19 protein-coding genes are annotated in these 26859 nt (G+C 36.2%); 9 read left to right on the plus strand and 10 right to left on the minus strand.

What is annotated here, in order from left to right:
• Positions 1-20: 20 nt before the first annotated feature.
• The 7 genes from msrA to pflB form a co-directional block, all read right to left on the minus strand.
• Positions 21-566 (minus strand): peptide-methionine (S)-S-oxide reductase MsrA, encoded by a 546-nt coding sequence (gene msrA / locus ACFFU9_RS12020; RefSeq protein ID WP_379861698.1) that lies wholly within the window; start codon positions 564-566, stop codon positions 21-23.
• Between the two features lie 8 nt (positions 567-574).
• Complete coding sequence (gene msrB, locus ACFFU9_RS12025; protein ID WP_379861699.1) at positions 575-1024, minus strand: peptide-methionine (R)-S-oxide reductase MsrB; 450 nt, start codon at positions 1022-1024, stop codon at positions 575-577.
• Positions 1025-1166: 142 nt separating this feature from the next.
• On the minus strand, positions 1167-1850 hold the full coding sequence (locus ACFFU9_RS12030) for an SDR family NAD(P)-dependent oxidoreductase (protein WP_379861700.1): 684 nt from the start codon (positions 1848-1850) through the stop codon (positions 1167-1169).
• 154 nt (positions 1851-2004) lie between these two features.
• Positions 2005-3789 (minus strand): chondroitinase-B domain-containing protein, encoded by a 1785-nt coding sequence (locus ACFFU9_RS12035; protein ID WP_379861701.1) that lies wholly within the window; start codon positions 3787-3789, stop codon positions 2005-2007.
• Positions 3790-4356: 567 nt separating this feature from the next.
• Positions 4357-5613 carry an L-lactate MFS transporter gene (locus ACFFU9_RS12040; RefSeq protein ID WP_379861702.1) on the minus strand — a complete coding sequence of 419 codons (1257 nt, stop codon included), beginning with the start codon at positions 5611-5613 and terminating at the stop codon, positions 4357-4359.
• 40 nt (positions 5614-5653) lie between these two features.
• Positions 5654-6427 (minus strand): pyruvate formate-lyase-activating protein, encoded by a 774-nt coding sequence (gene pflA, locus ACFFU9_RS12045; RefSeq protein ID WP_379861703.1) that lies wholly within the window; start codon positions 6425-6427, stop codon positions 5654-5656.
• Between the two features lie 55 nt (positions 6428-6482).
• Positions 6483-8708: a formate C-acetyltransferase gene (pflB, locus tag ACFFU9_RS12050; protein ID WP_379861704.1), complete on the minus strand. Its 2226-nt coding sequence runs from the start codon at positions 8706-8708 to the stop codon at positions 6483-6485.
• A gap of 504 nt (positions 8709-9212) precedes the next feature.
• Between pflB and ACFFU9_RS12055 the strand changes: the two genes are divergently transcribed.
• From ACFFU9_RS12055 to ACFFU9_RS12085, 7 genes are all read left to right on the plus strand, one after another.
• Positions 9213-10988, plus strand: coding sequence for an AMP-dependent synthetase/ligase (locus ACFFU9_RS12055; protein ID WP_379861705.1), 1776 nt, complete (start codon positions 9213-9215; stop codon positions 10986-10988).
• A gap of 281 nt (positions 10989-11269) precedes the next feature.
• Positions 11270-11716: a MarR family winged helix-turn-helix transcriptional regulator gene (locus ACFFU9_RS12060; protein WP_379861706.1), complete on the plus strand. Its 447-nt coding sequence runs from the start codon at positions 11270-11272 to the stop codon at positions 11714-11716.
• A 68-nt stretch (positions 11717-11784) separates the two neighbouring features.
• The gene (locus ACFFU9_RS12065) at positions 11785-14193 is read left to right on the plus strand and encodes a 3-hydroxyacyl-CoA dehydrogenase/enoyl-CoA hydratase family protein (protein ID WP_379861707.1); all 2409 of its coding nucleotides are present in this window, start codon (positions 11785-11787) and stop codon (positions 14191-14193) included.
• 108 nt (positions 14194-14301) lie between these two features.
• A complete protein-coding gene (locus tag ACFFU9_RS12070) occupies positions 14302-15492 on the plus strand; it encodes an acetyl-CoA C-acyltransferase (protein ID WP_379861708.1) in 1191 nt (396 codons plus the stop codon).
• A gap of 129 nt (positions 15493-15621) precedes the next feature.
• Positions 15622-17424: an acyl-CoA dehydrogenase FadE gene (locus ACFFU9_RS12075; RefSeq protein WP_379861709.1), complete on the plus strand. Its 1803-nt coding sequence runs from the start codon at positions 15622-15624 to the stop codon at positions 17422-17424.
• A 108-nt stretch (positions 17425-17532) separates the two neighbouring features.
• Positions 17533-18660: a GNAT family N-acetyltransferase gene (locus ACFFU9_RS12080; protein ID WP_379861710.1), complete on the plus strand. Its 1128-nt coding sequence runs from the start codon at positions 17533-17535 to the stop codon at positions 18658-18660.
• 149 nt (positions 18661-18809) lie between these two features.
• Positions 18810-20456, plus strand: a complete 1647-nt coding sequence (locus ACFFU9_RS12085) for a M1 family metallopeptidase (RefSeq protein WP_379861711.1) — start codon at positions 18810-18812, stop codon at positions 20454-20456.
• A gap of 106 nt (positions 20457-20562) precedes the next feature.
• Here the strand turns inward: ACFFU9_RS12085 and ACFFU9_RS12090 are convergent, their stop codons facing one another.
• The 3 genes from ACFFU9_RS12090 to ACFFU9_RS12100 all read right to left on the minus strand — a co-directional run bounded on the left by ACFFU9_RS12090 (position 20563) and on the right by ACFFU9_RS12100 (position 24041).
• Positions 20563-22029: a MoxR family ATPase gene (locus tag ACFFU9_RS12090; protein WP_379861712.1), complete on the minus strand. Its 1467-nt coding sequence runs from the start codon at positions 22027-22029 to the stop codon at positions 20563-20565.
• A 115-nt stretch (positions 22030-22144) separates the two neighbouring features.
• On the minus strand, positions 22145-23275 hold the full coding sequence (locus tag ACFFU9_RS12095; protein ID WP_379861713.1) for a vWA domain-containing protein: 1131 nt from the start codon (positions 23273-23275) through the stop codon (positions 22145-22147).
• Positions 23276-23363: 88 nt separating this feature from the next.
• A complete protein-coding gene (locus tag ACFFU9_RS12100; protein WP_379861715.1) occupies positions 23364-24041 on the minus strand; it encodes a Crp/Fnr family transcriptional regulator in 678 nt (225 codons plus the stop codon).
• 107 nt (positions 24042-24148) lie between these two features.
• Here ACFFU9_RS12100 and ACFFU9_RS12105 point away from each other — a divergent pair, with 107 nt between their 5' ends.
• Positions 24149-26542 carry a heavy metal translocating P-type ATPase gene (locus ACFFU9_RS12105; protein ID WP_379861716.1) on the plus strand — a complete coding sequence of 798 codons (2394 nt, stop codon included), beginning with the start codon at positions 24149-24151 and terminating at the stop codon, positions 26540-26542.
• A 123-nt stretch (positions 26543-26665) separates the two neighbouring features.
• Complete coding sequence (ccoS, locus tag ACFFU9_RS12110; protein WP_379861717.1) at positions 26666-26851, plus strand: cbb3-type cytochrome oxidase assembly protein CcoS; 186 nt, start codon at positions 26666-26668, stop codon at positions 26849-26851.
• Positions 26852-26859: the final 8 nt, after the last annotated feature.

A 26859-nucleotide genomic window follows, 5' to 3' on the forward strand; every position in this document is an offset into this window, starting at 1 on the left:
AGACTCAAGGCTTTTAAATCTTAATCCTTTTTCAGCTTATCGGCATGCATACTGCGAAGTTTCGCTAATTTTGGTGTAATTACCGCACTACAATACCCCTGCGTTTGATTATTGGCATAATAATCTTGATGATAATCTTCGGCAGCATGGAAAACCTCTACAGCACTAATTTCTGTTACGATAGGATTTTCATAATATGCAGCGACGTCGCGGCACACATTTTCTGCAAGTGTTTTTTGGGCATCATTATGATAATAAATTACAGAGCGGTATTGGGTACCCACATCGCCACCTTGTCTATTTAAGGATGTTGGATCATGGCTCGTCATAAAAACTAAAAGTAAATCTTCATATGAAATCGTATGGGCATCAAAGCTCACCTGAACCACTTCGGCATGCCCCGTTAATCCAGAGCACACTTCTCTATAGGTCGGTTTTCCAGGAACGGTACCCCCCATATAGCCCGATACAATTTTTTCAACACCGTCTATTTCTTTAAAGACAGCTTCTATACACCAAAAACAGCCGCCACCCACCGTCATAACTTCTCTTGTTTTGTTTTCCATTATATCATTTATTTTGCTGTTTCTAAAACCATTGATTCTGAGTTCATACAATAGCGCAAACCACTAGGTTCTGGACCATCGGGAAACACATGTCCTAAATGGGCATCACAGGAATTGCACATCACCTCAACCCGTACCATACCAAACGCAGTGTCTTTCTCATACTTTACGGCATTTTCTTTAATAGGTTGTGTGAAGCTGGGCCATCCCGTTCCAGATTCAAATTTTATAGTAGAATCAAATAGAGGAGCATTGCAACAAACGCAGTTATACTTTCCAGACTCATGGGCACTACAAAGCGCACCACTATGTGCAGGCTCTGTTCCTTTTTGTCTAGTAATTATATATTGTTCTGGACTTAATTGAGCTTTCCATTCGGCTTCTGATTTTTCTACTCGTTTATCGGGTGTTGGGTTTCCATTTACCGAAAAACTTATAATATCTTTCCAAGTTAACATAATACGATTCTTTTTTTTAGTTGAAAAAACAACTTTTTAGCCTAAGTATAGTCGTAATTTCATTAAATAACTTACAGATTAAATCTTTTCAAAGGTTTTAAACGTAGCACAACATTTTCAATGTTACAAAAACAAAAAATGTTTAGGGTGTAGAATTAGACACTTGTAACAGTTTTCCATTATAGTACTTGTTTCCATTTAATGAGAAATCAAAAATATACGCTGCCATCCCTAAAGCAGTATTGGAAGCCTGATAGCCAGGAAAAGCCTCTTCTAACATTTCTGTCTGCACCGCACCTAGTGCCAGCACATTAAAAGACACCCCAGAATCTTTATACTCTTCGGCAAGTAACTCTGTTAGATTGATTACCGCAGCCTTACTGGAACTATACGCTGCAAGCCCTGGGAATTTCATACTGCCTTGCACCCCTCCCATAGAACTGATTGTGACCACATGCGCCTTATTTTTCATAAAAGGCAAAACAATTTTGGTTAACTCTGCAACCCCAAAAACGTTGGTTCGGTATACGGTCTCAAAATCGTCCATAGAAATATCAGCAAATGGTTTATTTATCAATGCACCTGCGTTATTAATTAAAACATCTACTTGTTTCCAATTGTTTTTGATGAAATGTTCTACTTCCTTATAAGCCTCTTTATGCCCTAAATCGAATGAAAAACAGGTTACATTTTTAAGTTTAAGGTTTTGAATGGGCGTGTCATTCCTCGAAAGCGCTAAAACGTTGTGTCCTGCTTTTTCAAACAGTTGCACTAATTCAAAACCAATACCTCTACTTGTTCCGGTTATAATAATATTTTTACTCATTTTTTTTGTTTGGGTTTAAAGGTAAAAAAAACCTGATTCAAAGCCGATACTTATCGGGAGAAACAGGTTTTACTCGTAATGTTTAACTATTTGGCTAAATATAAAGCAAACGCCATAGGGTTTCTGCTACAACGCAATCACTTTTTATTCCAATTTACTGCACCACTATCATTTTTGAAATCCCTTGAACTTTTATAATATAGCTGCCATGGGTTAAATTATCAATATCGACCTGTCCTTTTGAAGTATTAAAATAGCTTTTAACTACTGTTCTACCTAACATATCTATAATTTGAACCTGTCCTAAATGCTGTTTTTCCAACGATACATTTAAATACGAACCTTTAATGGGTACAGGGTAGATATGAAGGTTATTTTCCCTTATAGTATTCTCAGTAATATTTAAAGCTTCACTTCCTCCAAAACCAACGCTTACGCCCAAATCCGCTTGTTTATAAGGAAGTCTTGTTCCGCTTGCGCCAAATTCTTCGGCACCAGCATCGAACATCACAGGTCTTGCAGCTCCAAAAACATCATTAATTAAAAAACCATAACTACCTAATCCATAATCTATGGCCGCACTTCCACTTTTTACTCTATACAAATCGCCATCTGAAGCCAACAGCCCTGAAGCAACGTTTATATTTCCCGTTGCTACTATAGTTCCAAAAGCATCGAAAACACCTGTTTGTGAAATATTGTTTTCATACTTAGAAGATGCGCCAGTAAGGTTTGTAGTAACCTGGATAGCCCTATTAGAGTTTGTGTTTGGCATTGTTGTGTTTACGAATAGGATATTATTCCCAACAACCACATTATCAGGCGCAACGCTTTGTGTACTACTAAATTTAGTCCCAATCCGTATTCCATAATCACAATTCACAAATGTATTATTTATTATGATGGTGTTTTTCACCGGGAAATAACCATTTAATACCCCATCATTTCTGCCATTAGCAATGTTAATTCCTCCAACACCACTAGATAAGTTCCCGTTCGGGTATCTGCTTCTAACCCCTTCAATATAATTATTGTAAATTTTATGATTTTCCCCCATCACGCGAACACCTCCACTAAACGCATAACCGTTTGCTAAAAAAAAATTATTATATACTTCACAATTATTTCCGTGCCTTAAAGTTAAGGCACCAGAATAATTTTCAAAAGTATTGTTATAATATTTATTGTTTCCACTTTTGTTAGAAATCACTTCAATCTCACCAACAAAGTTATAAAAATAATTTTCATAAACCTCTGAAGAAGAATCAGACAATGACGTAGAACTGTTACCTAATCTAATAGCATCTTGATCATTATCTGCATTAACAACGGAAGTGCTTTGAGGTTTTCTATTTGCAAAATAATTATGATGAATTTTATGAAAATTCTCTATATTTGTTTCTCTGTTATCATTAATGATACTACCTACACCATGTTTCCCAAGAAAGGAACAGTAACTTATTTCATTATGATGTCCTCTTAATAAAATCCATTTGAATACTTCCGTTTGTTGGGAGGAACTTTGATTAAAGCTGTCTATCTTAATATTTGTAACCTTACAATTATTACAATCGGTGTTAGATGCTCTAAACTCTATTAAAGGTGTTCCTGTTGTAACCATGGCGGGAGGGTTTTGAAAAACAACACCCTCAAAGTATATATAGCTTCCACCTAACTTCACATTGGTTTTTCCAGAAAAGATTACCGCCCCTGGGGTTTCAGCCTTAATGATTATCGGGTTCGTCGCATTGCCATTCTTGTTAATACTGATGGTGACATCGTTCCATATACCACTGTTTGCTAAAATTATTGTTGTACCTGGACCAGCAGCCGAAATAGCATTGTTTAAAGTACTTTGATTAGTTACAGTCTGGCTATAAACGGACCAAGAGCACAACAAAGCAATTACGCCTAAAAAGTTAAATAATTTAATTTTCATGTTCTTTAAGTGTTTTAAGTTGAACCCATCTGGTTTACCAAACTGGTTTACCATAAAGGGTTCAAACATACTGAAATTAAATTATAAAAATCATTTTTTTTTAACTACTGAGCCAAAAATTAAAATTTTACCTGAAGTCTTTCTTTTGTTTTCTAAATTTAGAATGCTTGCATTTTTTAATACTTAAAATCAAGAAGCATTAAAAATGGAAACCTATAAAAAATTCTCACTCTATATATATTTATACGATGGAACTTTCACTAAAAAAATTAATCTAGCAAAGGTATTCATTGAAATTTAAAATATTACTGCGAACTATTAAGAAGGCTAAACTACTAAACGGATTAAAGAATATATCACAGACACGGCTTCTATAGATTTTCTTGATTGCTGTCTGGACTTAATATTCTAATAATATACACGTAAAGAAACAACCATACCTCTAAAATCATAAAAAGAGTCAAGTTTATTTTAAAGCTCTCTCTTTAAATTACAGTATAAAATCCAAAAAAAAAGCACTTACATCCTAGGATGAAAGTGCCTTCAAATAAATTGAAGTTCTCAAGCTTAAGCAAACTCCAATTCTTTATCCGTTTTTGCATATGCTTTTGTTATCGAACGTTTCATCAGAAGCGAAAAAACAAAAGCTATAACAAACAATCCGGCAAAAACTTTTAATGTTGTATCTAGAGACCCTGTAGCGTCTTTAACCATATCATAGATTGTAGGCCCAACCACACCTGCCAATCCCCATGCTGCCAAAACCATACCATGAATAGCACCTAATTGTTTTGTTCCGAATAAATCACCCAAGAATGCTGGCAGAACGGCAAAGCCTCCACCATACATAGTAATTACAGTAAACAACACCACTAAAAAAGCAATTTCTAAAGAGATGGTTGGTAAAAAATAAAAGGCCATAATCTGAAATGCAAAAAATAAAATAAACGTATTTGCTCTTCCCAAGTAATCTGAAAGTGCAGACCATCCAATTCTACCCAAACCATTAAAAACTCCTATCAAACCAACTATGGTTGCGGCTTCCATGGGTGTATAGTTGAGTTTCTCTTGCATCATGGGGCTTGCTGCAGAAATAATGGCTATACCACAGGAAATATTAATAAACATCATAATCCAAATAAAATAAAAGCGTGATGTTTTTAAAGAGGCGTTAGCATCTATATTAGACATATCTGCTTTTATGGTTTTACCCTCTCCTGGTTTATAGCCAGCTGGCAAATAACCTTCCGGTGGCCTTTCAATATACTGTGCAGAAGATAAAATCAAGATCATGTAAATAGCTCCTAAAATATAGAAAGTATTTGCAATTCCTACGGAATCAAACAGAGACTGCATAACAGGGCCAAAAATTAGGGCAGCAAAACCAAACCCCATAATAGCCATTCCTGTTGCCAAACCACGTCTGTCTGGAAACCATTTTACCAATGTACTCACAGGAGTAATGTAGCCCAATCCTAAACCAATACCACCGATAACACCATAACATAAAAGGAACAACCATAATGACCCTAACTGGACTGCCAATCCTGAGCCTAAAATCCCAACACCATAGAGTACCCCAGCAGTTGTACCACTTACTTTAGGCCCTACTTTCTCAACCCATCTGCCTAAAAACGCAGCAGACAGTCCTAAAAGTAATATAGCAATTTTAAAAGCCCATTTAATAACACTGCCATCTACATCAAAAATATCCTTAACAGGATTCGTCATTACAGAATAGGCATAAACCGAACCAATCGAAATGTGAATCCCAACTGCAGATGCCGCGATTAACCAGCGATTTTTAATTTTTTTTGTATTCATATTTTAGATTTAATAGTCGTATAGGATTCAACAATACGTTTTAATTCACTCTAACTTCTTTAAAATAGTTTTTAAGTATGCTTACCGCTGCTTGCAATTCTTCCTCTGTGTTTTCACGGGCATCTTTTAATTCATAGTCCCACCCCAGTGCTTCCCATTTATGGATTCCCAATTTATGATAGGGCTGAATTTCAATTTTTTCGATGGTCTCAAAATCCTTAAAATACTCACCCATGGCATGTAACAGTTCTGGTTTATTGGTAATTTCTGGAATCAACACGTACCTTAGCCACATTTTCTTTCCTGAGGCTTCTCTATATTTTGCAAAATTGAGTGCCGTGTCTTTATTACGCTTCCCCGTTAAAGCTTCATAACCATCTTCTGTCATGTGCTTAATATCCAGCATAACCAAATCGGTATAATCATCTAAAAGCTCTTTGGAAAAGTGGTTCAATATCCTACCATTAGTATCGATATTGGTATGGATACCTTCTTCTTTCAACCTTTTAAAAAAAGGCACTAAAGCTTTTGACTGTAACAAAGGCTCGCCTCCAGATACCGTAACACCACCTCTTTTACCAAAATAAGGTTTCATTTTAAGTGCCATTTGAACTAATTCTTCAACATCGTACTCCTTACCACCAGAAGTCGCTATAGAATCTGGATTATGGCAATAGAGACATTTTAATTTACATCCCTGTAAAAAAACAATCATACGAATTCCTGGACCATCATGTGTTCCAAAAGACTCAATAGAATGTACTTGCAATATGTTCTCTTTAGTTTTGATAAGACTAGGTTTTAAATTAAGCATCCGAAAAAGAAATATAAGATTTCCTTTTCAGATGCTTTTCAAATATTAGTAATAACTACATAGATTCATGGAAAGAACGCGTAATAACTTCCATTTGCTGCTCTCTTGTTAATCTCACAAAGTTAACAGCATAACCAGATACACGAATGGTTAATTGAGGATATTCCTCTGGATGTTCCATGGCATCCAGCAACGTTTCCTTATTTAGCACGTTTACATTAATATGTTGTGCATTTTTGGAAAAATAACCATCCAAAATAGTAGATAAGTTTTCTATTTGCTCTTCAATATTGGCTCCTAAAGATTTTGGTACGATAGAGAACGTATTTGAAATACCATCTAAAGAATCTTTATAATCAATTTTAGAAACTGAATTTAACGAGGCTATAGCACCGTTAGAATCCCGTCCATGCATTGGGTTCGCACCTGGTGCAAATGGTACGCCTTGTTCTCTTCCGTCTGGAGTGGCTCCAGTTTTCTTACCGTAAGACACGTTAGATGTTATGGTTAATACAGACATGGTTGGCTCTGCATTTTTATACACCGCCAGTTTTTTAAGTTCATTATTAAAATCGGCAACCGCTTGCGCAGCAAAAGCATCTACCCTATCGTCATCATTTCCGTATTTTGGAAACTCGCCTTCTATTTTAAAATCTACTGTTAAGCCCTCTTCATTTCGAATTGGTTTTACTTTAGCATATTTAATAGCAGAAAGTGAATCTGCAACAATTGAAAGACCCGCTATCCCGTAAGCAATGTTAATGCCTGGATTGGTATCAATCAATGCCATTTGAGCTTTTTCATAATAATATTTATCATGCATGTAGTGGATAATATTCATAGAATCGTTATACACACGTGCCACTTGTTTCATAGCTATTTTAAAATTAGCCATGACTTTATCGTAATCTAAGTACTCATCATCACAATTCTCAATACCTTTCACCATGAGTTTTCCAGAAAACTCACAGCGCCCACCGTTAATGGCCAATAACAAGGTTTTTGCTAAGTTGGTACGGGCACCGAAAAACTGGATAGATTTTCCTAATTCCTGATAAGACACACAACAAGCGATACCATAATCATCAGACCCTCTAGTGGTTCTCATCAATTCATCATTTTCAAATTGGATGGACGAGGTATCGATAGATACTTTTGCACAATAATTTTTAAAATTTTCTGGTAATTTTTCAGACCAAAGAATAGTCATATTGGGCTCAGGTGATGGCCCTAGGTTGTATAATGTGTTTAAGAATCGGTAAGAAGTTTTGGTTACTTTAGTTCTTCCGTCATCAAACATCCCACCAATGGCTTCTGTTACCCATGTTGGATCACCAGCAAATATTTCATCATAAGCTCCCATTCTTAAATGGCGCACCATTCGTAATTTCATTACAAACTGATCAACAAGCTCTTGAGCTTCTTCTTCATTAATTAAACCTTCCTCTAAATCATTTTCGATATAAATATCTAAAAACGTAGACACGTTACCTAGAGACATTGCTGCACCATCTTGCTCTTTTACAGCTGCTAAATAAGCCATATAGGTCCATTGCACAGCTTCTTGTGCGGTTTCGGCTGGACGACGTAAATCTAAATCGTATTTATCACCCAACTCAATCATTTCATTTAAAGCCTTAATTTGATCGGACACTTCTTCGCGTAAGCGAATTACAGCATCTGTCATAGGGCCTGTAATAGCAGCTAAGTCTGCTTTTTTAGATTTAATAAGAAACTCAATTCCGTATAGTGCCACACGACGATAATCTCCGATAATTCTACCACGAGCATAATTATCAGGCAATCCTGTAAGGAAACCTAAAGAGCGGAATTTTCTAATTTCCGAGGTATACGCTGCAAAAACACCATCATTATGTGATTTTACATATTTTGAAAACAACTCTGTTAAAGCAGCATTTGGTTTTAAACCATGCTCAGCAAGTGCTGTTTGAACTACTTTAAACCCTCCAAAGGGCTTCATGGTTCTTTTTAACAACTCATCAGTTTGCAAACCAACAATAACCTCGTTTTCTTTATCGATATAGCCCGCCTCAAAAGCACTAACTGTTGAAATGGTTTCTGTATCTATAGAACGAACCCCATTGTTCATTCTTTCCTCTTGAGTCGCCTTTTTACAAATTTCCCATAACTTTAGGGTTTTTTCGCTAGCACCAACTAAAAACTCATCTGTGTCGTAATAAGGAGTAATGTTATTAATGACAAAATCCTTGACATTGACCTGTTCAGTCCAAATTCCGAATTTAAATTGTTTTACTTCCATGTTTTATTGTATTACTAATTTATGAAAAAATCTATGTTTATTTTATGATAACAAAAGTAAACACAGGCTTTAATTATAAACATGATAAAAGTCATAAACCCTTTTAAGTAAGAGGCTTGCAACACTCTTCTGTTAACGAAAACGTTTGAAACAAAAACAGCTTACATACTTTTGTTTATAACATTAACATATTTATTTCATAAATAGCACAAAAAGCGCTTTAGAACATACAACTCTCTTTAATTAAAAGGAATTTAATTGTGATTTTCGCAAAAATTAAAAAACTTAAAACCAGATTGTTTCCAAGGCCCCTGAAAACATATTCCAATGGGCTTAAAACGCTTTTCCTTAACCCGTTTCATGCGATATGTTTAAAAAAATTAGTTCGTGCAATAAAGCATAATATAGGACTATTTCTTTTTTTTGTACCCTAACAACTTTTAGTTCTATTTGAAAATACCATTTATTTCCCTAATTTGCATCACACTTAACTTATATAAACCCATGATTAAGGTTACTAGAATTTTTGATTTCCCGCAATATCAACTTGAAAAATTCAATCTTGAAAGAGCGCTCACGACGAAATACAATGACACATGGGTAAGTATCTCTTCAGAAGAATACATCGAACAATTCAATAAGATAAGTAGAGGTTTACTTCGCTTAGGCATTAAACCAAATGACAAAATAGCCGTTATCTCTTCTACAAACCGAACCGAATGGAACGTTTTAGACATAGGGATCTTACAAATTGCAGCTCAAAACATCCCGATTTACCCTACTATAAGCGCCGAAGATTACGAATATATCCTTAACCACTCTGAAGCAACGCATTGTTTTGTTTCCGATGTAGAAATATTGGAAAAATTAAATCAAATAAAAGGGAAAACTAAAGTAAAAGAAGTATATACCTTTGATGAGATAGAAGGAGAGAAAAACTGGAAAATAGTTTTAGAACTTGGTGAAGATCCTAGTAACCAAGACGCTGTGGAAACTCTAAAACAACAGGTTGAACCTAATGATTTAGCTACAATTATTTACACCTCTGGCACGACAGGGAAACCCAAAGGCGTCATGCTATCACATAACAACTTAGTTTCCAATGTTATTGATAGTGAAACACGAGTACCTTTTGACAAGGGGGCTTCAAAGGCCCTAAGTTTTCTTCCCATTTGCCATGTTTTTGAACGTATGATTTTATACCTGTACCAATACTGTGGTGTCGAAATATATTTTGCTGAATCGATTGATAAAATGAGTGATAACCTAAAAGAAATTAAACCTAATGTCATGACGGCGGTACCTCGTCTTTACGAAAAGGTTTATGATAAAATCATCGCTAAAGGAACAGATTTAACTGGCTTAAAAAAAATGATTTTCTTTTGGGCCGTAGATTTGGGTTTAAGATATGAACCCTATGGCGCCAATGGTTGGTGGTATGAAGTACAACTTAAGCTTGCCAAAAAGCTTATTTTTAGCAAATGGCAAGAAGGCTTAGGCGGCAATATAGAACTGATGGTTTCAGGGAGTGCCGCTTTACAACCTAGGTTAAACCGTGTTTTTGCAGCTGCGGGCTTACCTATTATGGAAGGCTATGGCCTTACAGAAACATCTCCGGTTATTGCTGTAAATGATATGCGCCATGGTGGATTTCGAGTTGGCACTGTTGGAAAATTAATCGATAATGTAGAAGTCAAAATAGCCGAAGATGGAGAGATTTTAGTAAAAGGCCCCAATGTCATGCTGGGCTACTATAAAGATCCCGAAAAAACAGCCGAAGCAATAACCGATGGCTATTTCCACACTGGAGATATAGGTGAATTATCGGAAGACGGTTTTTTAAAAATTACCGATCGTAAAAAAGAAATGTTCAAAACCTCTGGCGGTAAATATGTAGCACCATCTCTTTTAGAAAACAAATTAAAACAATCTAGGTTTATTGAACAAATTATGGTGATTGGTGAAGGCGAAAAAATGCCTGCCGCTTTGATACAGCCTAATTTTAATTTTGTAAAAGAATGGGCAAAACGACACAAAATCACGATTACATCAAACGAAGATTTAGTTTCCGATACCCAAGTGCGGGATCGAATTAAAAATGAAATAGATGAAGCCAACAAGAAATTTGGGAAATGGGAACAAATTAAAAAATTCGAACTTACACCAGATGTTTGGTCTATTGAAGGCGGACACCTAACCCCTACCATGAAAATGAAACGTAAAGTAATTAAAGAACTATACACCACCCTTATTGAAAAAATTTACCGTCAAGGATCTTGATAAAAATCAATTTTTAAAGGTTTTTTTCACAAATCAAATACTTTAATTTAAGGACATTAAGCATTCAATCCAACCTTAATTCAAAACGAACTTGTTTACTCAACTTACTAACAAGTCCATACGCTGTTTAAAGGTTAATGTATCGAACTTAAAAAGGAACCAAACCGTTTCCCGCTCTTTTTCTTCGTCTTAAATTTTAGATATCATTCCATTATTTTCACACCTTATTATGCATGCATAATAAAAATTTCTTATATTTGGAATGAACGCGAATTAAAAACATGAAAGAAAAAACTATAGATTACGTCTTGAGAACCACTTGGTTGGCTGTAAATAAGATGTATAATGAAGTAGCATCAAAGTTTGGAAGCACAATGGCAACAGGATTCGCTTTATTAAGTATAGACCCTGAAAAGGGAACGCCATCGACTGCTTTAGGACCTAAAATGGGTATGGAAGCCACAAGTTTATCCCGAATGATAAAAACCATGGAGCAAAATGGCTTAATTACAAGAAAACCAAATCCAGAAGATGGGCGTGGCGTTATCATCCACTTAACAGATTTTGGCAAAGAAAAAAGGGAATTATCGAGAGCCCAAGTATTCACCTTTAACAATGCGGTGAGAAATGGTATTTCAGAAGAAAAAATAAAACATTTCTATGAAGTATCAGAGCATATAAACAATATCGTTTACAATAAAAAAATTTACAATACATCTGATAGTTAACACCCCTCACCAAATTACAGGATATAAAAAAATTAGAAAACATACCAAATTCCAAAAATACGATTAAAATGAGCAAGCGAAGAATTAAAAAAATAGCCATTATTGGCTCTGGAATCATGGGAAGCGGTATTGCATGCCATTTCGCAAATATTGGTGTAGAAGTTTTACTTCTAGATATCATTCCTAAAGAACCTAATGAGGCTGAAAAAACAAAAGGCCTTTCTTTAGAAGACAAAAGTGTTCGAAATCGTATTGTTAATGAGGCGCTATCTGCAGCGTTAAAGTCAAATCCGTCCCCTATTTATAGTAAAGCTTTTGCTAGCAGGATTACCACTGGAAACCTAGAAGACGATATCCAAAAAATATCGCAAGTAGACTGGATTATGGAGGTCGTTATAGAGCGGCTAGACATAAAAAAACAGGTTTTTGAAAACATTGAAAAATATAGAACCCCAGGAACTTTAATTACTTCGAACACCTCAGGAATACCTATAAAATTTATGAGTGAAGGCAGAAGTGACGATTTCCAAAAACACTTTTGTGGCACACATTTTTTTAATCCTGCTCGCTATTTAAAGCTTTTTGAAATTATCCCTGGACCTAAAACATCTAGAGACGTCTTAGATTTTTTAAACAACTACGGCGAACAGTTTTTAGGAAAAACATCGGTTATCGCCAAAGATACCCCTGCTTTTATTGGAAATAGGATTGGCGTTTTTAGCATTATGAGCCTCTTTCACACGGTGAAAGACATGGACTTGACTATTGAAGAGGTTGATAAACTTACAGGGCCTGTTATTGGCAGACCAAAGTCGGCAACCTTTAGAACGGTAGACGTAGTAGGCCTGGACACGCTTGTACATGTGGCCAATGGGATTGCCAAAAATGCTAAAAAAGACGAGCAATTAGCGCTTTTTAAGCTGCCCGGTTTCATCAACACAATGATTGAGCATAAATGGCTTGGAAGCAAAACAGGGCAAGGTTTTTATAAGAAAACAAAAAAAGACGATGGGTCTTCAGAAATCCTATCATTAGACTTAAACACCTTAAAATACAGACCTTCTAAGAAAGCGACATTTGATACTTTAGCCCTCACAAAAACAATAGATAATGTTATAGATCGCTTTACCATCTTAGTCTCAGGAAAAGATAAAGCTGGCAATTTTTACAGAAAAAGCTTTGCTGCCTTATTTGCGTATGTTTCAAATCGAATTCCTGAAATTACAGACGACTTATATAAAATTGATGATGCCATGAAAGCCGGTTTTGGCTGGCAACACGGCCCCTTTCAAATTTGGGATGCCATTGGGGTGGAAAAAGGCATAGAGATTATGAAAGCCGAAGGGTTAGCTCCTGCCACTTGGGTAAACGAAATGCTAGCAGCGGGTAGCACATCATTTTATACCGTAAAGCACGGTGCTACGTATGCCTATGATGTTAAAAACGAAACTCAAGAAAAAGTTCCTGGACAAGATGCTTTTATCATCTTAGATAATATAAGAACATCAAATAAGGTTTGGCAAAACGCTGGTGTTGTTATTGAAGATTTAGGTGATGGAGTTTTAAACTGTGAGTTTCGGTCTAAAATGAACACAATTGGGGGTGATGTTTTAGCAGGATTAAATAAAGCTATTGATTTAGCTGAAAAAGATTTTCAAGGCTTGATAGTAGGAAATCAAGGTGCAAACTTCTCAGTAGGAGCGAATATCGGCATGATTTTTATGATGGCCGTAGAGCAAGAATACGATGAATTAAACGCCTCTATAAGATATTTCCAAAATACCATGATGCGTATGCGATATTCATCTATACCAACCATTTCGGCGCCCCACGGCATGTCATTGGGCGGGGCTTGCGAACTATCCATGCATGCAGATAAAGTAGTAGCAGCTGCAGAAACATATATGGGATTGGTGGAATTTGGAGTAGGCGTTATCCCTGGTGGTGCGGGCTCTAAGGAAATGGCTTTAAGAGCTTCTGATCTGTTTAAAAAAGATGACGTAGAATTGAACACATTAAGAGAATACTTTTTAACCATAGCTATGGCAAAGGTCTCCACTTCAGCTTACGAAGCCTTTGATTTAGGTGTGCTCCAAAAAGGCAAAGACCTTGTAGTGGTTAATAAAGACCGACAAATAGCAACAGCCAAAGCACATGCAATACTTATGGCAGAAGCAGGTTACACCCAACCTCCTACACGCCATAACGTAAAAGTATTGGGCAAACAAGCATTGGGCATGTTTCTAGTAGGCACAGACGCCATGCAAGATAGCAATTACATTAGCAAACACGACCAAAAAATTGCCGATAAGCTGGCCTATGTTATGGCTGGAGGCGATTTATCTGAACCGACTTTAGTATCAGAACAATATTTACTCGACTTAGAACGGGAAGCCTTTCTGAGCTTAGCTACAGAACGCAAAACATTGGAAAGGATCCAACATATGTTGAAGACAGGGAAACCTTTAAGAAATTAAATCTATCTAACCTCCCAAAAAGAGGTGTTGAAGATTAAAAAAAAATGTATAACTAATAATTTACCCGTAACAGCCCCCTTTTTTTAGAGAGGGTTCAGGGAGAGGAAAATGAAACAAGCCTATATAGTCAAAGCATACAGAACCGCCGTTGGCAAAGCGCCAAAAGGCGTATTCCGATTTAAACGAACCGATGAATTGGCTGCTGAAACCATTCAGCATATGATGAAGGAATTGCCGAATTTAGACGTTAAAAAAATTGATGATGTTATGGTAGGCAATGCCATGCCCGAAGGTGCCCAAGGACTGAATATGGCACGTTTTATTTCTTTAATTGGATTAAAATCTATAGAAGTTCCAGGGGTTACGGTTAACCGGTTTTGTTCATCGGGAATAGAAACCATTGCTATGGCTACCGCTAAGATCCAATCTGGCATGGCAGATTGTATTATTGCCGGTGGTGCAGAAAGCATGAGCTCCGTACCCATGTCTGGTTATAAGCCCGAATTAAATTATGATATCGTTACCTCTGGACACCCCGACTATTATTGGGGAATGGGCAATACGGCAGAAGCGGTTGCAAAACAATTTAAAGTATCTCGTAACGATCAAGATGAGTTTGCATATAACTCCCATATGAAAGCTTTAAAGGCACAAGCCGAAAACCGTTTTCAAGACCAAATAGTACCTATTAAGGTTGAACAAATTTATGTGGATGCTAATGGAAAGAAAATCACAAAAAAATACACCGTTACCAAGGATGAAGGTCCTCGAGCAGGAACAAATGTAGAGGTATTAGCAAAATTACGTCCTGTTTTTGCTCAAGGCGGAAGTGTTACAGCTGGTAACTCCTCACAAATGAGCGATGGCGCAGCGTTTGTAATCGTTATGAGTGAAGCCATGGTGAAAGAATTGAATTTAGAACCTATTGCCCGTTTAGTGAATTATGCTGCAGCTGGAGTAGAACCCCGAATTATGGGCATTGGTCCCGTAAAAGCCATTCCTAAAGCATTAAAATTAGCAGGCTTAAAACAAACCGATTTAGAATTGATCGAGTTAAATGAGGCCTTCGCATCGCAATCTATAGCGGTAATGCGGGAACTAAACCTCAACCCCGATATTGTAAATGTAAATGGTGGCGCCATTGCCTTAGGCCATCCTTTAGGCTGTACTGGCGCAAAACTATCCGTACAACTATTTGACGAAATGCGAAAACGAGATATGGTAGGAAAATATGGAGCAGTAACCATGTGTGTAGGCACAGGACAAGGGGCTTGCGGTATTTTCGAATTTCTTAAATAAGAAAAGCCCCACCTAACCTCCCCGAAGGGGAGGAACAATTGTGAAAACAAAAAATTTAAAATAAATGTATAATTAAAAATCTACCCGTAACAGTGCTCCCCCCTTTGGGGGAGTTAGGGGGGGCTTATCATGGAAAAATCAAACAAAGACCTTCTAAGAGGCGGTCAATTTATAGTAAAAGAAACCCAGTGCAAAGACGTGTTTACTCCAGAAGATTTTTCTGAGGAACAAAAAATGATGAAAGAAGCGGTTATTGAATTTAACGACCGAGAAATCATACCTAATAGAGCTAAGTTTGAAGCTAAAGACTATGCTTTAACCGAAACCTGCATGAAAAAAGCTGGAGAGCTAGGATTCTTAGGCGTATCTGTTCCGGAAACCTACGGCGGATTAGGGATGGACTTTGTCTCTACAATGCTTACTTGCGATTATATTTCAAGCGGGACAGGCTCTTTTAGCACTGCTTTTGGGGCGCATACGGGAATTGGCACGATGCCCATTACCTTATACGGAACAGAAGAGCAGAAACAAAAATACGTACCTAAACTGGCCACTGGCGAATGGTTTGGAGCCTATGCGCTTACAGAACCTGGTGCTGGTAGTGATGCCAATTCGGGAAAAACTACGGCAACACTTTCTGAAGATGGTAAAAGCTATAAGATTAACGGACAGAAAATGTGGATTTCAAACGCTGGTTTCTGTCAATTGTTTATCGTTTTTGCCCGTATCGAAGATGATAAAAACATAACAGGATTCATTCTTGAAAACGACCCTAATAATGGCATCACTTTAGGTGAAGAAGAACACAAGTTAGGAATTCGTGCCTCTTCTACACGACAAGTGTTTTTTAACGATACCATTATACCTATCGAGAATATGTTATCGGAAAGAGGAAATGGTTTTAAAATTGCCATGAATTCTTTAAATATTGGACGAATTAAATTGGCTGCAGCCTGTTTGGACTCCCAAAGACGTATTACTACAACAGGTGTACAATATGCCTTAGAGCGCAAGCAGTTTAAAACACCTATTGCAGATTTCGGAGCTATTAAAGTGAAATTAGCAGAAATGGCTACCAACACCTATGCTGGAGAATCGGCTACTTATAGAGCTGCCAAAGATATTGAAGACCGTATTGCTTTACGGAAGGCTGCTGGCAATACAGACCAAGAAGCAGAACTTAAAGCTGTAGAAGAATATGCTATAGAATGCTCTATTTTAAAAGTAGCTGTTTCTGAAGATGTACAAAAGTGTGCCGATGAAGGCATTCAGATATTTGGTGGCATGGGCTTCTCTGAAGACACTCCCATGGAAGCCGCATGGCGAGATGCTCGAATTACAAGAATTTACGAAGGCACAAACGAGATAAATCGTATGCATTGTGTGGGCATGTTAGTAAAAAAAGCGATGAAAGGCCATGTAGATTTACTTGGCCCTGCCACAGCAGTAGGGAATGAACTGATGAGCATCCCCTCTTTTGATACACCGGATTATTCTGAATTATTTTCAGAAGAAAAAGAAATGATTGCCAAGCTTAAAAAAGTCTTTTTATTAGTTGCTGGTGCTGCGGTTCAAAAATTTGGGACAGAAATTGATAAAGAACAACAATTATTATTAGCAGCGTCGGATATTTTAATTGAAATCTATATGGCAGAATCTACCATATTACGAACAGAAAAAAATGCAAAACGTTTTGGAGAAGACACCCAGAAAACACAAATTGCGATGGCTAAATTATATTTATACCACACCGTAGATATTGTTGAGAAAAACGGAAAAGAAAGTATTATTTCTTTTGCTGAAGGTGACGAACAACGTATGATGCTTATGGGCTTAAGACGCTTTACTAAATACGTAAACTATCCTGATATTGTAGATATAAGAAGAGAAATTGCAGAAAAAGTAAAGGCAGAAAAACAATATTGCTTTTAAAAATTAAAAAAACGTAATTCTAACTCCAAAAACGCTTTGAAATGTTCGAAGCGTTTTTATATTTGACGAGGCCTAGTCATGCTTAAAGTTAAATAATAACATTGTTTTATGAACGCAATACATCGCGTGGAGTTTATATGGAACTTCACAAGAAAAAACAAACCAGATGATTGTTTCGATAAAATTTATTTTAACAATTCACCTTTACACATCCATTATAAGACGAACCATTTAGCTCCAAAAGTTATAGCCATCAGTCTATTCCCTTCTTATTTAACACATAAAGTAATTAAACATGATGCGTATCATTTAAAAAAAATAAAGCAATTCAATCTTAAGGGCGCCGGAATAACATTTGATAACTCCTTCAAATTAAAAAAATTAATTCCAAGACTTGAACATGCTTTTAATATTTCATATGAATATAATTTCGGGCATATAACAGAAAAAAAATGTGCATTTTTGTTAAATACATTACATGAAATGCTTAAGAAACGTTTTGACCAAAAAGAAGAACAAAACAATTATCTTCTATTCTGGGATACCTTTACCAAAGACATCTTTAATTCTATAAACCAAGGAAAAACCTCATTATTTGTTGCTTATGACGACAAAAAACCTATAAGCATTTCTTTGAATTACCATATAGCAGACTGCATGATGCATAGTGAAATTAATGCTTTTGATGTCGATTACAGTAAATATGGATTAGGACATCTAGGCAATAAGCTACTCATAAATTGGTGCATCCATAATAAATATCGTTTTTTAGATATGGGCAATGGACTTATGGGCTACAAACAGCATATATGTAATACCTTCTATGATTTTGAATACTACATTTACTATAAAAAAAAATCAGTTTTTGCTTTTGTTTTAGCGCATAAAGAGGTTTTAAAACTCCATACAAAAAATCTAATAAAACTATTAATACTAAAATTAAACACCATAAAACAAAAGATCACTAAAATAAGAATAACAAAAAAACCTAATACTAAAAACTTAAATTACACTAGGGAAACCCTCCATGCGAAACCTCAGATAAGAGCCCATGATTTAAAATCTATCCATATAGACGATTATAAATATTCCTTTTTAAGAAAACCGATTTACGATTATCTGTATGACACTAAACAGCACATTAACACTATTTCAGTATACGAAATAACCTCAAATAAAAATAGTTTCTTAATAAAAGGAAGTACTGGCGATTTAATACTTAATTTCGAATACTAACTATTACAGAAAACAACATGTTTTGTTAAGCCGTCCATTTAGAATACACATGCTTTTTAAGCTGACAATTTAGTAAGTTTAAAAAAAATGGTACATGCATATAAAAACACTGATAAAAAATTTGGTTTAAATCTGCTAACAAGACCATCATGATATTTAAAATTTACGTTTTAATCGCTTCTCTTCTATGCGCTACCTTCAGTGCCCAAGGACAATCCTTTTCAAGAAAAGAAAATTTCACCAGACAAGACACTCTAAGAGGAAGCATTACACCAGAGCGGTCGTGGTGGGACTTAACTTACTATCATTTAGATATACAGGTAAAACCTGAGCTGAAATTTATTTCAGGAAAAAACACCATTCAATATAAAGTTTTAAAAACCAACTCGGTCATGCAAATTGATTTGCAAGCCCCTTTAAAGATCACAAAAGCGATTCAAAACAATAAGGTCTTGAAAATAAAACAAGATGGAAATGCCCATTTTATAACACTAATTAAAAACCAAAACATAAACGACATCAACACTCTTGATATTTACTATGAAGGCCACCCAAAAGAAGCCATTAACGCCCCATGGGATGGCGGTATCTCTTGGAAAAAAGACCATAAAGGCAACCCGTTTATAGCCTCATCATGCCAAGGTTTGGGCGCTAGTGTTTGGTGGCCTTGTAAAGACCATATGTATGATGAAGTAGATAGCATGTTAATAAGTGTTAATGTACCAAAAAGTCTCATAAATATTTCTAATGGGAAGTTAAGACGTGTAGAACAATATGGAGATACAAAAACTTACCATTGGTTTGTAGGAAATCCAATAAATAATTACGGCGTAAATATAAATATAGGAGATTATGCCCATTTTTCTGAAACGTATAATGGTATCGCTGGGAACTTGACCATGGATTACTACGTACTACAAGATCATTTAAAAAAGGCCAAAACGCATTTTAAACAAGCTCCAAAAATGATGGAAGCTTTTGAACATTGGTTCGGTCCATATCCTTTTTATAAAGATGGCTATAAGTTAGTAGAAGTACCCTATCTAGGAATGGAGCACCAAAGCTCTGTAACCTACGGCAATCAATTTAAAAATGGCTATTTAGGAGCAGACTTATCTGGCACTGGTTGGGGATTAAAATTCGATTTTATAATTATCCACGAATCTGGGCACGAATGGTTTGCAAACAGCATCACGAACAAAGATATTGCCGATATGTGGATTCATGAAAGCTTTACAACTTATTCTGAAAATCTGTACTTAGAGTATTATTACGGTAAAGAAGCGTCTTCCGCCTACGTTGTGGGCACACGTAAAAATATTAAAAATGACACACCCATTATAGGGTTCTACAATGTGAATAAAGAAGGCTCCACAGATATGTATTACAAAGGAGCCAATATGCTGCACACACTGCGCCTATGGATTAATGATGATGAAAAGTGGCGTCATATTTTACGTGGACTAAATGCCCGTTTTTATCACCAAACCGTTACTACACAAGAAATCGAACATTATATTAGTGAGGCATCTGGCATAGACCTTGAAGCTTTTTTCAATCAGTATTTAAGAACTGTAAATATTCCAACTTTAGAATATAGTATTGAAAAAAAACTATTAAAATACCGGTGGACACAAACTGTTGAGAATTTTGAAATGCCTGTTAAAATGACCGTAGATGGTGTAGAGCACTGGATCCTCCCAAAACCAGCATGGCAAACATTAAAACTTCCGTCCCCTATACCGTCCATTATCTTTGATGAGGGTTTTTACATAAAAAAAAATAGATCCCGATAGTCTGCTCTTTAAAACGTTTAAAAAGAATCACAAAACGCAAATAAAAAACGCATAATCCAAAAACTTTGAATTATGCGTAAATAGTTTGATATTGAGTTGTTATTATCTAAATACCACTTATAAAACGACCATAAGGATCTTTAAACTGTATGCCTTCGGTAAATCGAGACTTACTTAATTGCTTAAATTCCACTAAAGCCCAAAGCACAAACTCCTTAAGAAAATAGGAATCTGCCTTTGCTAGATTGGGCTGATATTTTCCTAATAAGTCATCTAATGGTGTTATGGCCTCTAAAATGGCTTTATATTCTTTGTCGCGTAAATCATCTAAAAGCTCAAATCCTTCTTTCTGATTAAAAAACCAAGATACAATAGCATCATAAGGCCCTTCATCCTCTTGCTTCATCAACTTGTCCAACTTCGGAAAAAACTCTTCAAACAAACGTCCTACAGCCTGACCTATTAGATTATAGGCTACCATGGCCGCTCCTTCCTGTTCGCCTTCATAAACCAATTCCACTTTACCTGTTATAGATGGTATAATCCCAATAAAATCACTTAACCTTAGAGTTGTTTTCTCATCACCGCTCAATAAAGCACGACGTTCGGCAGTACTCAACAGGTTTTCTAAAGCAGTGATACTTAAACGCGCGCTTACCCCACTTTTAGCATCTATCCACTCACTCTCTCGGGCTTCGAAAACAATTTGTTCTAATAAATCTCGTGCTAGGTCCGGTATGCTTACGGCTTGGCTTTGCCCTTCCATCACTCTCGCCTCTTGCTCGGTTATTAATCTAGCAGTTTCAATATCTGTTGGATAATGCGTTAATATTTGCGATCCAATCCTATCTTTCAAGGGAGTTACAATACTACCTCTATTGGTATAATCTTCTGGGTTTGCCGTAAATAAAAACTGAATATCCAAAGGCAAGCGAAGTTTAAAACCTCTAATTTGAATATCCCCTTCCTGCAAAATATTAAATAAAGCCACTTGAATTCTGGCCTGCAAATCGGGAAGCTCATTAATAACGAAAATACACCGATTTGCCCTGGGAATCATACCATAATGGATTACACGATCATCGGCATAGCTCAATTTTAAATTAGCCGCTTTAATAGGATCCACATCTCCTATAATATCGGCAACCGTTACATCGGGAGTGGCTAGTTTTTCGGCAAAGCGCTCGCTTCTGTGCAGCCAGCCTACAGGAGTATCATCACCCTTTTCATTAATCAATTCTTTGGCATATCGCGAAATCGGATTTAGCGGATCATCGTTAATTTCAGAGCCTTCAACTACAGGAATATAATCATCTAGCAAATTGAGCATTAAGCGTGCTAAACGTGTTTTTGCCTGTCCTCGAAGACCTAGTAAATTGATATTATGCCGAGATAAGATAGCTCGCTCCAGTTCTGGGATTACGGTATTTTCATAACCGTGCACCCCTTCAAAAGTGACTTCTTTGTTTTTTAATTTCTGAATTAAATTTTCTCTTAATTCATCTTTTATAGATCTGCTTATATAACCTGCCTTTTTAAGTTCACCTAATGTTTGTATGTTTTCTGTATTCATATATTATTTTTCCTCGTGCTTTTCGCTCTCCAATGAAGAGAGAACCACTATGGATATGTTTTTAGTTATTCCATTCATTTTAATGAGCCTTCCTTTTCGGAAAGCTGTATACGGATTAACCTCTAATCCGTTTTCTTCTATTCGTTTCATAATCCTCAAAAATCATCTCGCCCAAGCCCTTAAGTCCGGTATAAAACGCCTTTCCTTGATTAGCATAGGTAAACGCCTTTACAAATTGCATTAAATATGGATCTTGCGCTATCATAAAAGTGGTAATGGGAATGTGCAGTTTTTGTGCTTGTTGCGCCATCATATAACATTTGTTCACGATATGCGTATCTAGTCCGTTACTGTTTTTATAATACGCACCGTCTGGTAAGCGCAAACAACTCGGTTTTCCATCTGTTATCATAAAAATTTGTTTATTGGTGTTGCGTTTTCTTCGAAGCAAATCCATGGCCAACTGTAAGCCCGCAACGGTATTGGTATGATAAGGCCCCACTTTTAAATAAGGAAGATCTTTGATTTCTATCTGCCAAGCATCGTTACCAAAAACCAAGATATCCAAGGTGTCTTTGGGATAACGCGTCGTGATTAACTCGGCCAATGCCATAGCTACTTTTTTAGCAGGCGTAATACGGTCTTCACCATAGAGAATCATACTATGGCTGATATCAATCATTAACACGGTACTCATTTGCGATTTGTGAAGGGTTTCTTCTATCACTAAATCATCTTCTGAAAGCATAAAATCAGAAATACCATGATTAATTTGTGCGTTTTTAAGACTTTCAGTCATCGAGACTTTATCTAAAGCATCACCAAATTGGTAATTTCTAAAATCACCCGTATGTTCATCCCCCAAACCTGGGCTTTTACTTTTATGATGGCCTTGACCGCTACGTTTAATTTTTCCAAAAATATGATCTAATGCCTGTTGCCTTATAGCCCGTTCGGTTTTTCCTGTTATGGCCATACCGTTACCGGTTCCGTCATCATCAATCTCCTGCTTTATATACCCTTTTTTAGTTAGGTCTTCAATAAAGTCATCAATGGTATAGTCTGGTGTGGTGAGCTTATATTCTTGATCTAATTGCCGAAGCCAATCTATAGCTTCGTCAAAATCACCCGAAGTATGGGTAATGAGCTCTTTAAATATTTCAAAAAGCTTATCAAATGGTGATTGAAGGGGTGTTTCATAGTTCCTAAACACAAAACCCTTTCTAAAAGTCGATTTGTTTTTCATAGCATTATAAAAATACTATTTTTTTAATGATAAATCCGCGATGCCCCATTGGATTTATCTATACTTAGAGAAGGATAACCAATACCGGCTATTCGACTCGTTTTAAACCCTCTATATCTAGAATTTTTATTTGTTTACCAAGGATAGCGATAAGACTTTCTTTTTTAAATTGAGAAAGCACACGGATTGCAGACTCTGTGGCTGTTCCAACAATGTTAGCAAAATCCTCTCTAGAAAGCATAACACTTAACGTTCCATCTGGGTTCGCCCCGAAATTATCCTGAATGTAAATTAAAGTCTCTGCTAAACGTTGGCGCACCGTTTTTTGTGCCATATTAACAATAACATCATCGGCTTCCTTTAAATCTTGTGCCATATCTTTCAGCACATCAAATGTAAAATCGGGATTTCTGCGCAAGTTATTCAAAATCTCATTTTTAGGGATAAAACAAACTTCCATATCATTTAATGCAACAGCTTGAAGATTCGATCTTTCGTCACTTATAATGGACCGCTGCCCCAGCAAATCGCCTTTAACAACCATTTTAACAATTTGATCTTTCCCATTTGCACTTAATTTAGTAAGCTTACAAATACCATCTTTGATACAGTAAACACCATTAAGCACTTCTCCTTCCTCAAAAATAACTTCGCCCTTTTTTATGATCCTTGATGTTTTACAGCCCGAAATACGCACCAACTCGTCTTTAGTCAGCGCTTTTAGCGAATTAAACTGCTTTATAATACATTGTTCGCACTTGCTCATACCTAACATTTGAATAAGTCACAAAAGTACAGAAAACATGACAATTATCATATTTTAAAACCAGTTGTTTTCATACTTTTGCACTAGGTATAAATGAGCAAATTATAATGGGCAATAACACGTGTTTTCACTGTGGTTTAGATGCTTCATCTTCTGGTATTATATTTGACGATAAGTCATTTTGTTGTAACGGCTGTAAAACTGTTTACGAGATATTTTCTGTAAACGATCTAACCTGTTATTATGACTTACAGCAAGCACCCGGTGCAACACCAAAAGAAATTGAAGGTAAATATAACTTTTTGGACAATACCAAGATTGTTGAAAAGCTTTTAGAATTTAACGATGGCAAAACACAAATCATCACGCTTTACATTCCACACATCCATTGCAGTTCTTGTATTTGGATTCTGGAAAACTTAAGCAAATTAATGCCTGGAGTAGGCGCCTCTATCGTTAATTTTGGAAAGAAGACCGTTCGTATTACTTTTAATAGCGAAACTGTTACTTTAAAACAATTAGTAAAGCTACTAAGCAGTATTGGCTATGAACCATTTATAAGTTTGGATGATTTTAGTGTTGGAAAGAAAAATACCGACCGATCCTTAATTTACAAACTGGCTGTGGCTGGTTTCGCTTTTGGAAATATTATGTTTTTATCGTTTCCAGAGTATTTCCCTATTAAAGACGTATGGCTAGAAGAGTTTAAACACCTTTTTAGATGGCTCATGTTTGCCTTCTCCCTTCCTGTTGTTTTTTATTCGGCACAAGATTATTTTATATCCGCGTACAAAGGCCTTCGTTCTGGCATATTAAATATTGATGTCCCCATTGCACTGGGCATTGTCGTTTTGTTTTTACGAAGTACTACAGAAATTGTTTTTAATCTTGGTGCTGGTTTTTTCGATAGTCTAGCTGGGTTACTTTTTTTCTTGCTCCTTGGCAGGTTCTTTCAATTAAAAACGTATAATTTCTTATCCTTTGAACGCGATTACAAATCATATTTTCCTATTGGGGTCACCAAAATTAATGCAGATGGCACTGAAACATCCATACAAGTTTACGACATCCAAAAAGGAGACCGTCTGCTCATTAGAAATGAAGAGCTTATTCCCGTAGATTGCATTCTTATAAAAGGAGATGCCCATATCGATTACAGTTTTGTAACGGGCGAATCTGAAGCAGTTACAAAAACATCTGGAGATAAATTATTTGCTGGCGGCAAACAACATAACGGCAGTATTGAAGTAGATGTTTTAAAAACCGTAGAACAAAGTTATTTAACACAATTATGGAGCAATGATGTGTTTAACAAAAATAAAGAAGATGGCTTCACTACTCTTATCAATAAAATAAGCAAGCGCTTTACTTTTGCTGTACTTAGTATTGCCGCAGTATCAACCACGTTTTGGTTATTTAATGATAGCTCTAAAGCATTAAATGTATTTACCTCTGTACTTATTATAGCCTGCCCCTGTGCTATAGCACTGGCAACACCCTTTACTTTTGGCAACCTACTCCGAATTTTTGGCAAACTTAAGTTTTATGCTAAAAACGCTTCTGTTATTGAACAAATGGCCACTATAAACACTATTATTTTTGATAAAACAGGCACCATTACAGCCAATAAAGAAACATCTATAGAGTATGAGGGCCTTCAGCTTTCTAAGGATGAGGAATCGCTATTAAAAAGCACCTTAAGAAATTCCAACCACCCGTTAAGCAGATCGCTATATGATCTTTTAGATGCTCACAACATAGTACCCTTAAACCGCTATGAAGAGTACATAGGCCAAGGTATTGAAGCGGAGCGCGACAAGGATTCGATTAAAATCGGCTCTGCGCCTTTTGTAGGGTTTACTTCCGAAAAAACAGCCTTAAATACCGCTGTCCATATAAGCACTAACAATACTTACAGAGGTAAGTTTACTTTTTATAACCGATACCGAAAAGGGCTTTCAAAGCTTTTCAAAACGCTAGAAAAAGATTATGATTTAGTAATTTTGTCGGGTGACAATGCCGGTGAAATGGAAAATTTGACTAAATTACTGCCTTCGAAAACAAAATTATTTTTTAATCAAAAACCTGAAGATAAACTCGAATATATTAAACACCATCAAAATGAAGGAGCTAAAATCTTAATGATAGGAGACGGATTAAATGATGCGGGTGCTTTAGCGCAAAGTAACGTAGGTATTGCTATTTCTGAAAATGTTAATGTTTTTTCACCAGCATGCGATGTTATTATGGATGCTACAAAGTTTAGCCAATTGTACGGGTTTATTATGGCTTCAAAAAGTGCCATAAAGATTATAAAATGGGGATTTGTGCTTTCTTTTATGTATAATTGCATTGGTCTTTATTTTGCCGTAACCGGACAATTAGCTCCTGTTATAGCCGCTATTTTAATGCCATTGAGCTCTATTAGTATTGTAGCGTTCACAACAATAGCTACAAACGTTCTGGGAAGAAGGCTAAACCAACATCCTAACCCTATGTAGCGCTTACAGAGCATTTGTAGCCAGAAACCAGGCCAAACCATTGAGAATAATTGAGAAACATGATAAATGTCATTTTTTGAAAAACCGTATAAAAGTATTTTTGAACCGTAACTTCAGATAGGTATGAGCGTTATATATCTTTTACTAGCTATAAGCATTATTGTAGCTGTCGCATTTTTTATTGCCTTTATTGTAGCAGTAAAAAACGGGCAGTTTGATGACAGCTACACTCCTTCTGTTCGCATGCTTTTTGATGACGAACTCATTAAAGAAAAATCCAATAAATCGATACTAACCAAAAAAGAATAACAAGTAAG

Source organism: Mariniflexile ostreae (genome assembly GCF_042427585.1).
Classification (GTDB): Bacteria; Bacteroidota; Bacteroidia; order Flavobacteriales; family Flavobacteriaceae; genus Pseudalgibacter; species Pseudalgibacter ostreae.

What these genes read in the sequence shown, in the direction of transcription:
- msrA (WP_379861698.1), bottom strand. Translation starts at nt 566, where the DNA reads ATGGAAAACAAAACAAGAGAAGTTATGACGGTGGGTGGCGGCTGTTTT.
- msrB (WP_379861699.1), bottom strand. Translation starts at nt 1,024, where the DNA reads ATGTTAACTTGGAAAGATATTATAAGTTTTTCGGTAAATGGAAACCCA.
- ACFFU9_RS12030 (WP_379861700.1), bottom strand. Translation starts at nt 1,850, where the DNA reads ATGAGTAAAAATATTATTATAACCGGAACAAGTAGAGGTATTGGTTTT.
- ACFFU9_RS12035 (WP_379861701.1), bottom strand. Translation starts at nt 3,789, where the DNA reads ATGAAAATTAAATTATTTAACTTTTTAGGCGTAATTGCTTTGTTGTGC.
- ACFFU9_RS12040 (WP_379861702.1), bottom strand. Translation starts at nt 5,613, where the DNA reads ATGAATACAAAAAAAATTAAAAATCGCTGGTTAATCGCGGCATCTGCA.
- pflA (WP_379861703.1), bottom strand. Translation starts at nt 6,427, where the DNA reads ATGCTTAATTTAAAACCTAGTCTTATCAAAACTAAAGAGAACATATTG.
- pflB (WP_379861704.1), bottom strand. Translation starts at nt 8,708, where the DNA reads ATGGAAGTAAAACAATTTAAATTCGGAATTTGGACTGAACAGGTCAAT.
- ACFFU9_RS12055 (WP_379861705.1), top strand. Translation starts at nt 9,213, where the DNA reads ATGATTAAGGTTACTAGAATTTTTGATTTCCCGCAATATCAACTTGAA.
- ACFFU9_RS12060 (WP_379861706.1), top strand. Translation starts at nt 11,270, where the DNA reads ATGAAAGAAAAAACTATAGATTACGTCTTGAGAACCACTTGGTTGGCT.
- ACFFU9_RS12065 (WP_379861707.1), top strand. Translation starts at nt 11,785, where the DNA reads ATGAGCAAGCGAAGAATTAAAAAAATAGCCATTATTGGCTCTGGAATC.
- ACFFU9_RS12070 (WP_379861708.1), top strand. Translation starts at nt 14,302, where the DNA reads ATGAAACAAGCCTATATAGTCAAAGCATACAGAACCGCCGTTGGCAAA.
- ACFFU9_RS12075 (WP_379861709.1), top strand. Translation starts at nt 15,622, where the DNA reads ATGGAAAAATCAAACAAAGACCTTCTAAGAGGCGGTCAATTTATAGTA.
- ACFFU9_RS12080 (WP_379861710.1), top strand. Translation starts at nt 17,533, where the DNA reads ATGAACGCAATACATCGCGTGGAGTTTATATGGAACTTCACAAGAAAA.
- ACFFU9_RS12085 (WP_379861711.1), top strand. Translation starts at nt 18,810, where the DNA reads ATGATATTTAAAATTTACGTTTTAATCGCTTCTCTTCTATGCGCTACC.
- ACFFU9_RS12090 (WP_379861712.1), bottom strand. Translation starts at nt 22,029, where the DNA reads ATGAATACAGAAAACATACAAACATTAGGTGAACTTAAAAAGGCAGGT.
- ACFFU9_RS12095 (WP_379861713.1), bottom strand. Translation starts at nt 23,275, where the DNA reads ATGAAAAACAAATCGACTTTTAGAAAGGGTTTTGTGTTTAGGAACTAT.
- ACFFU9_RS12100 (WP_379861715.1), bottom strand. Translation starts at nt 24,041, where the DNA reads ATGAGCAAGTGCGAACAATGTATTATAAAGCAGTTTAATTCGCTAAAA.
- ACFFU9_RS12105 (WP_379861716.1), top strand. Translation starts at nt 24,149, where the DNA reads ATGGGCAATAACACGTGTTTTCACTGTGGTTTAGATGCTTCATCTTCT.
- ccoS (WP_379861717.1), top strand. Translation starts at nt 26,666, where the DNA reads ATGAGCGTTATATATCTTTTACTAGCTATAAGCATTATTGTAGCTGTC.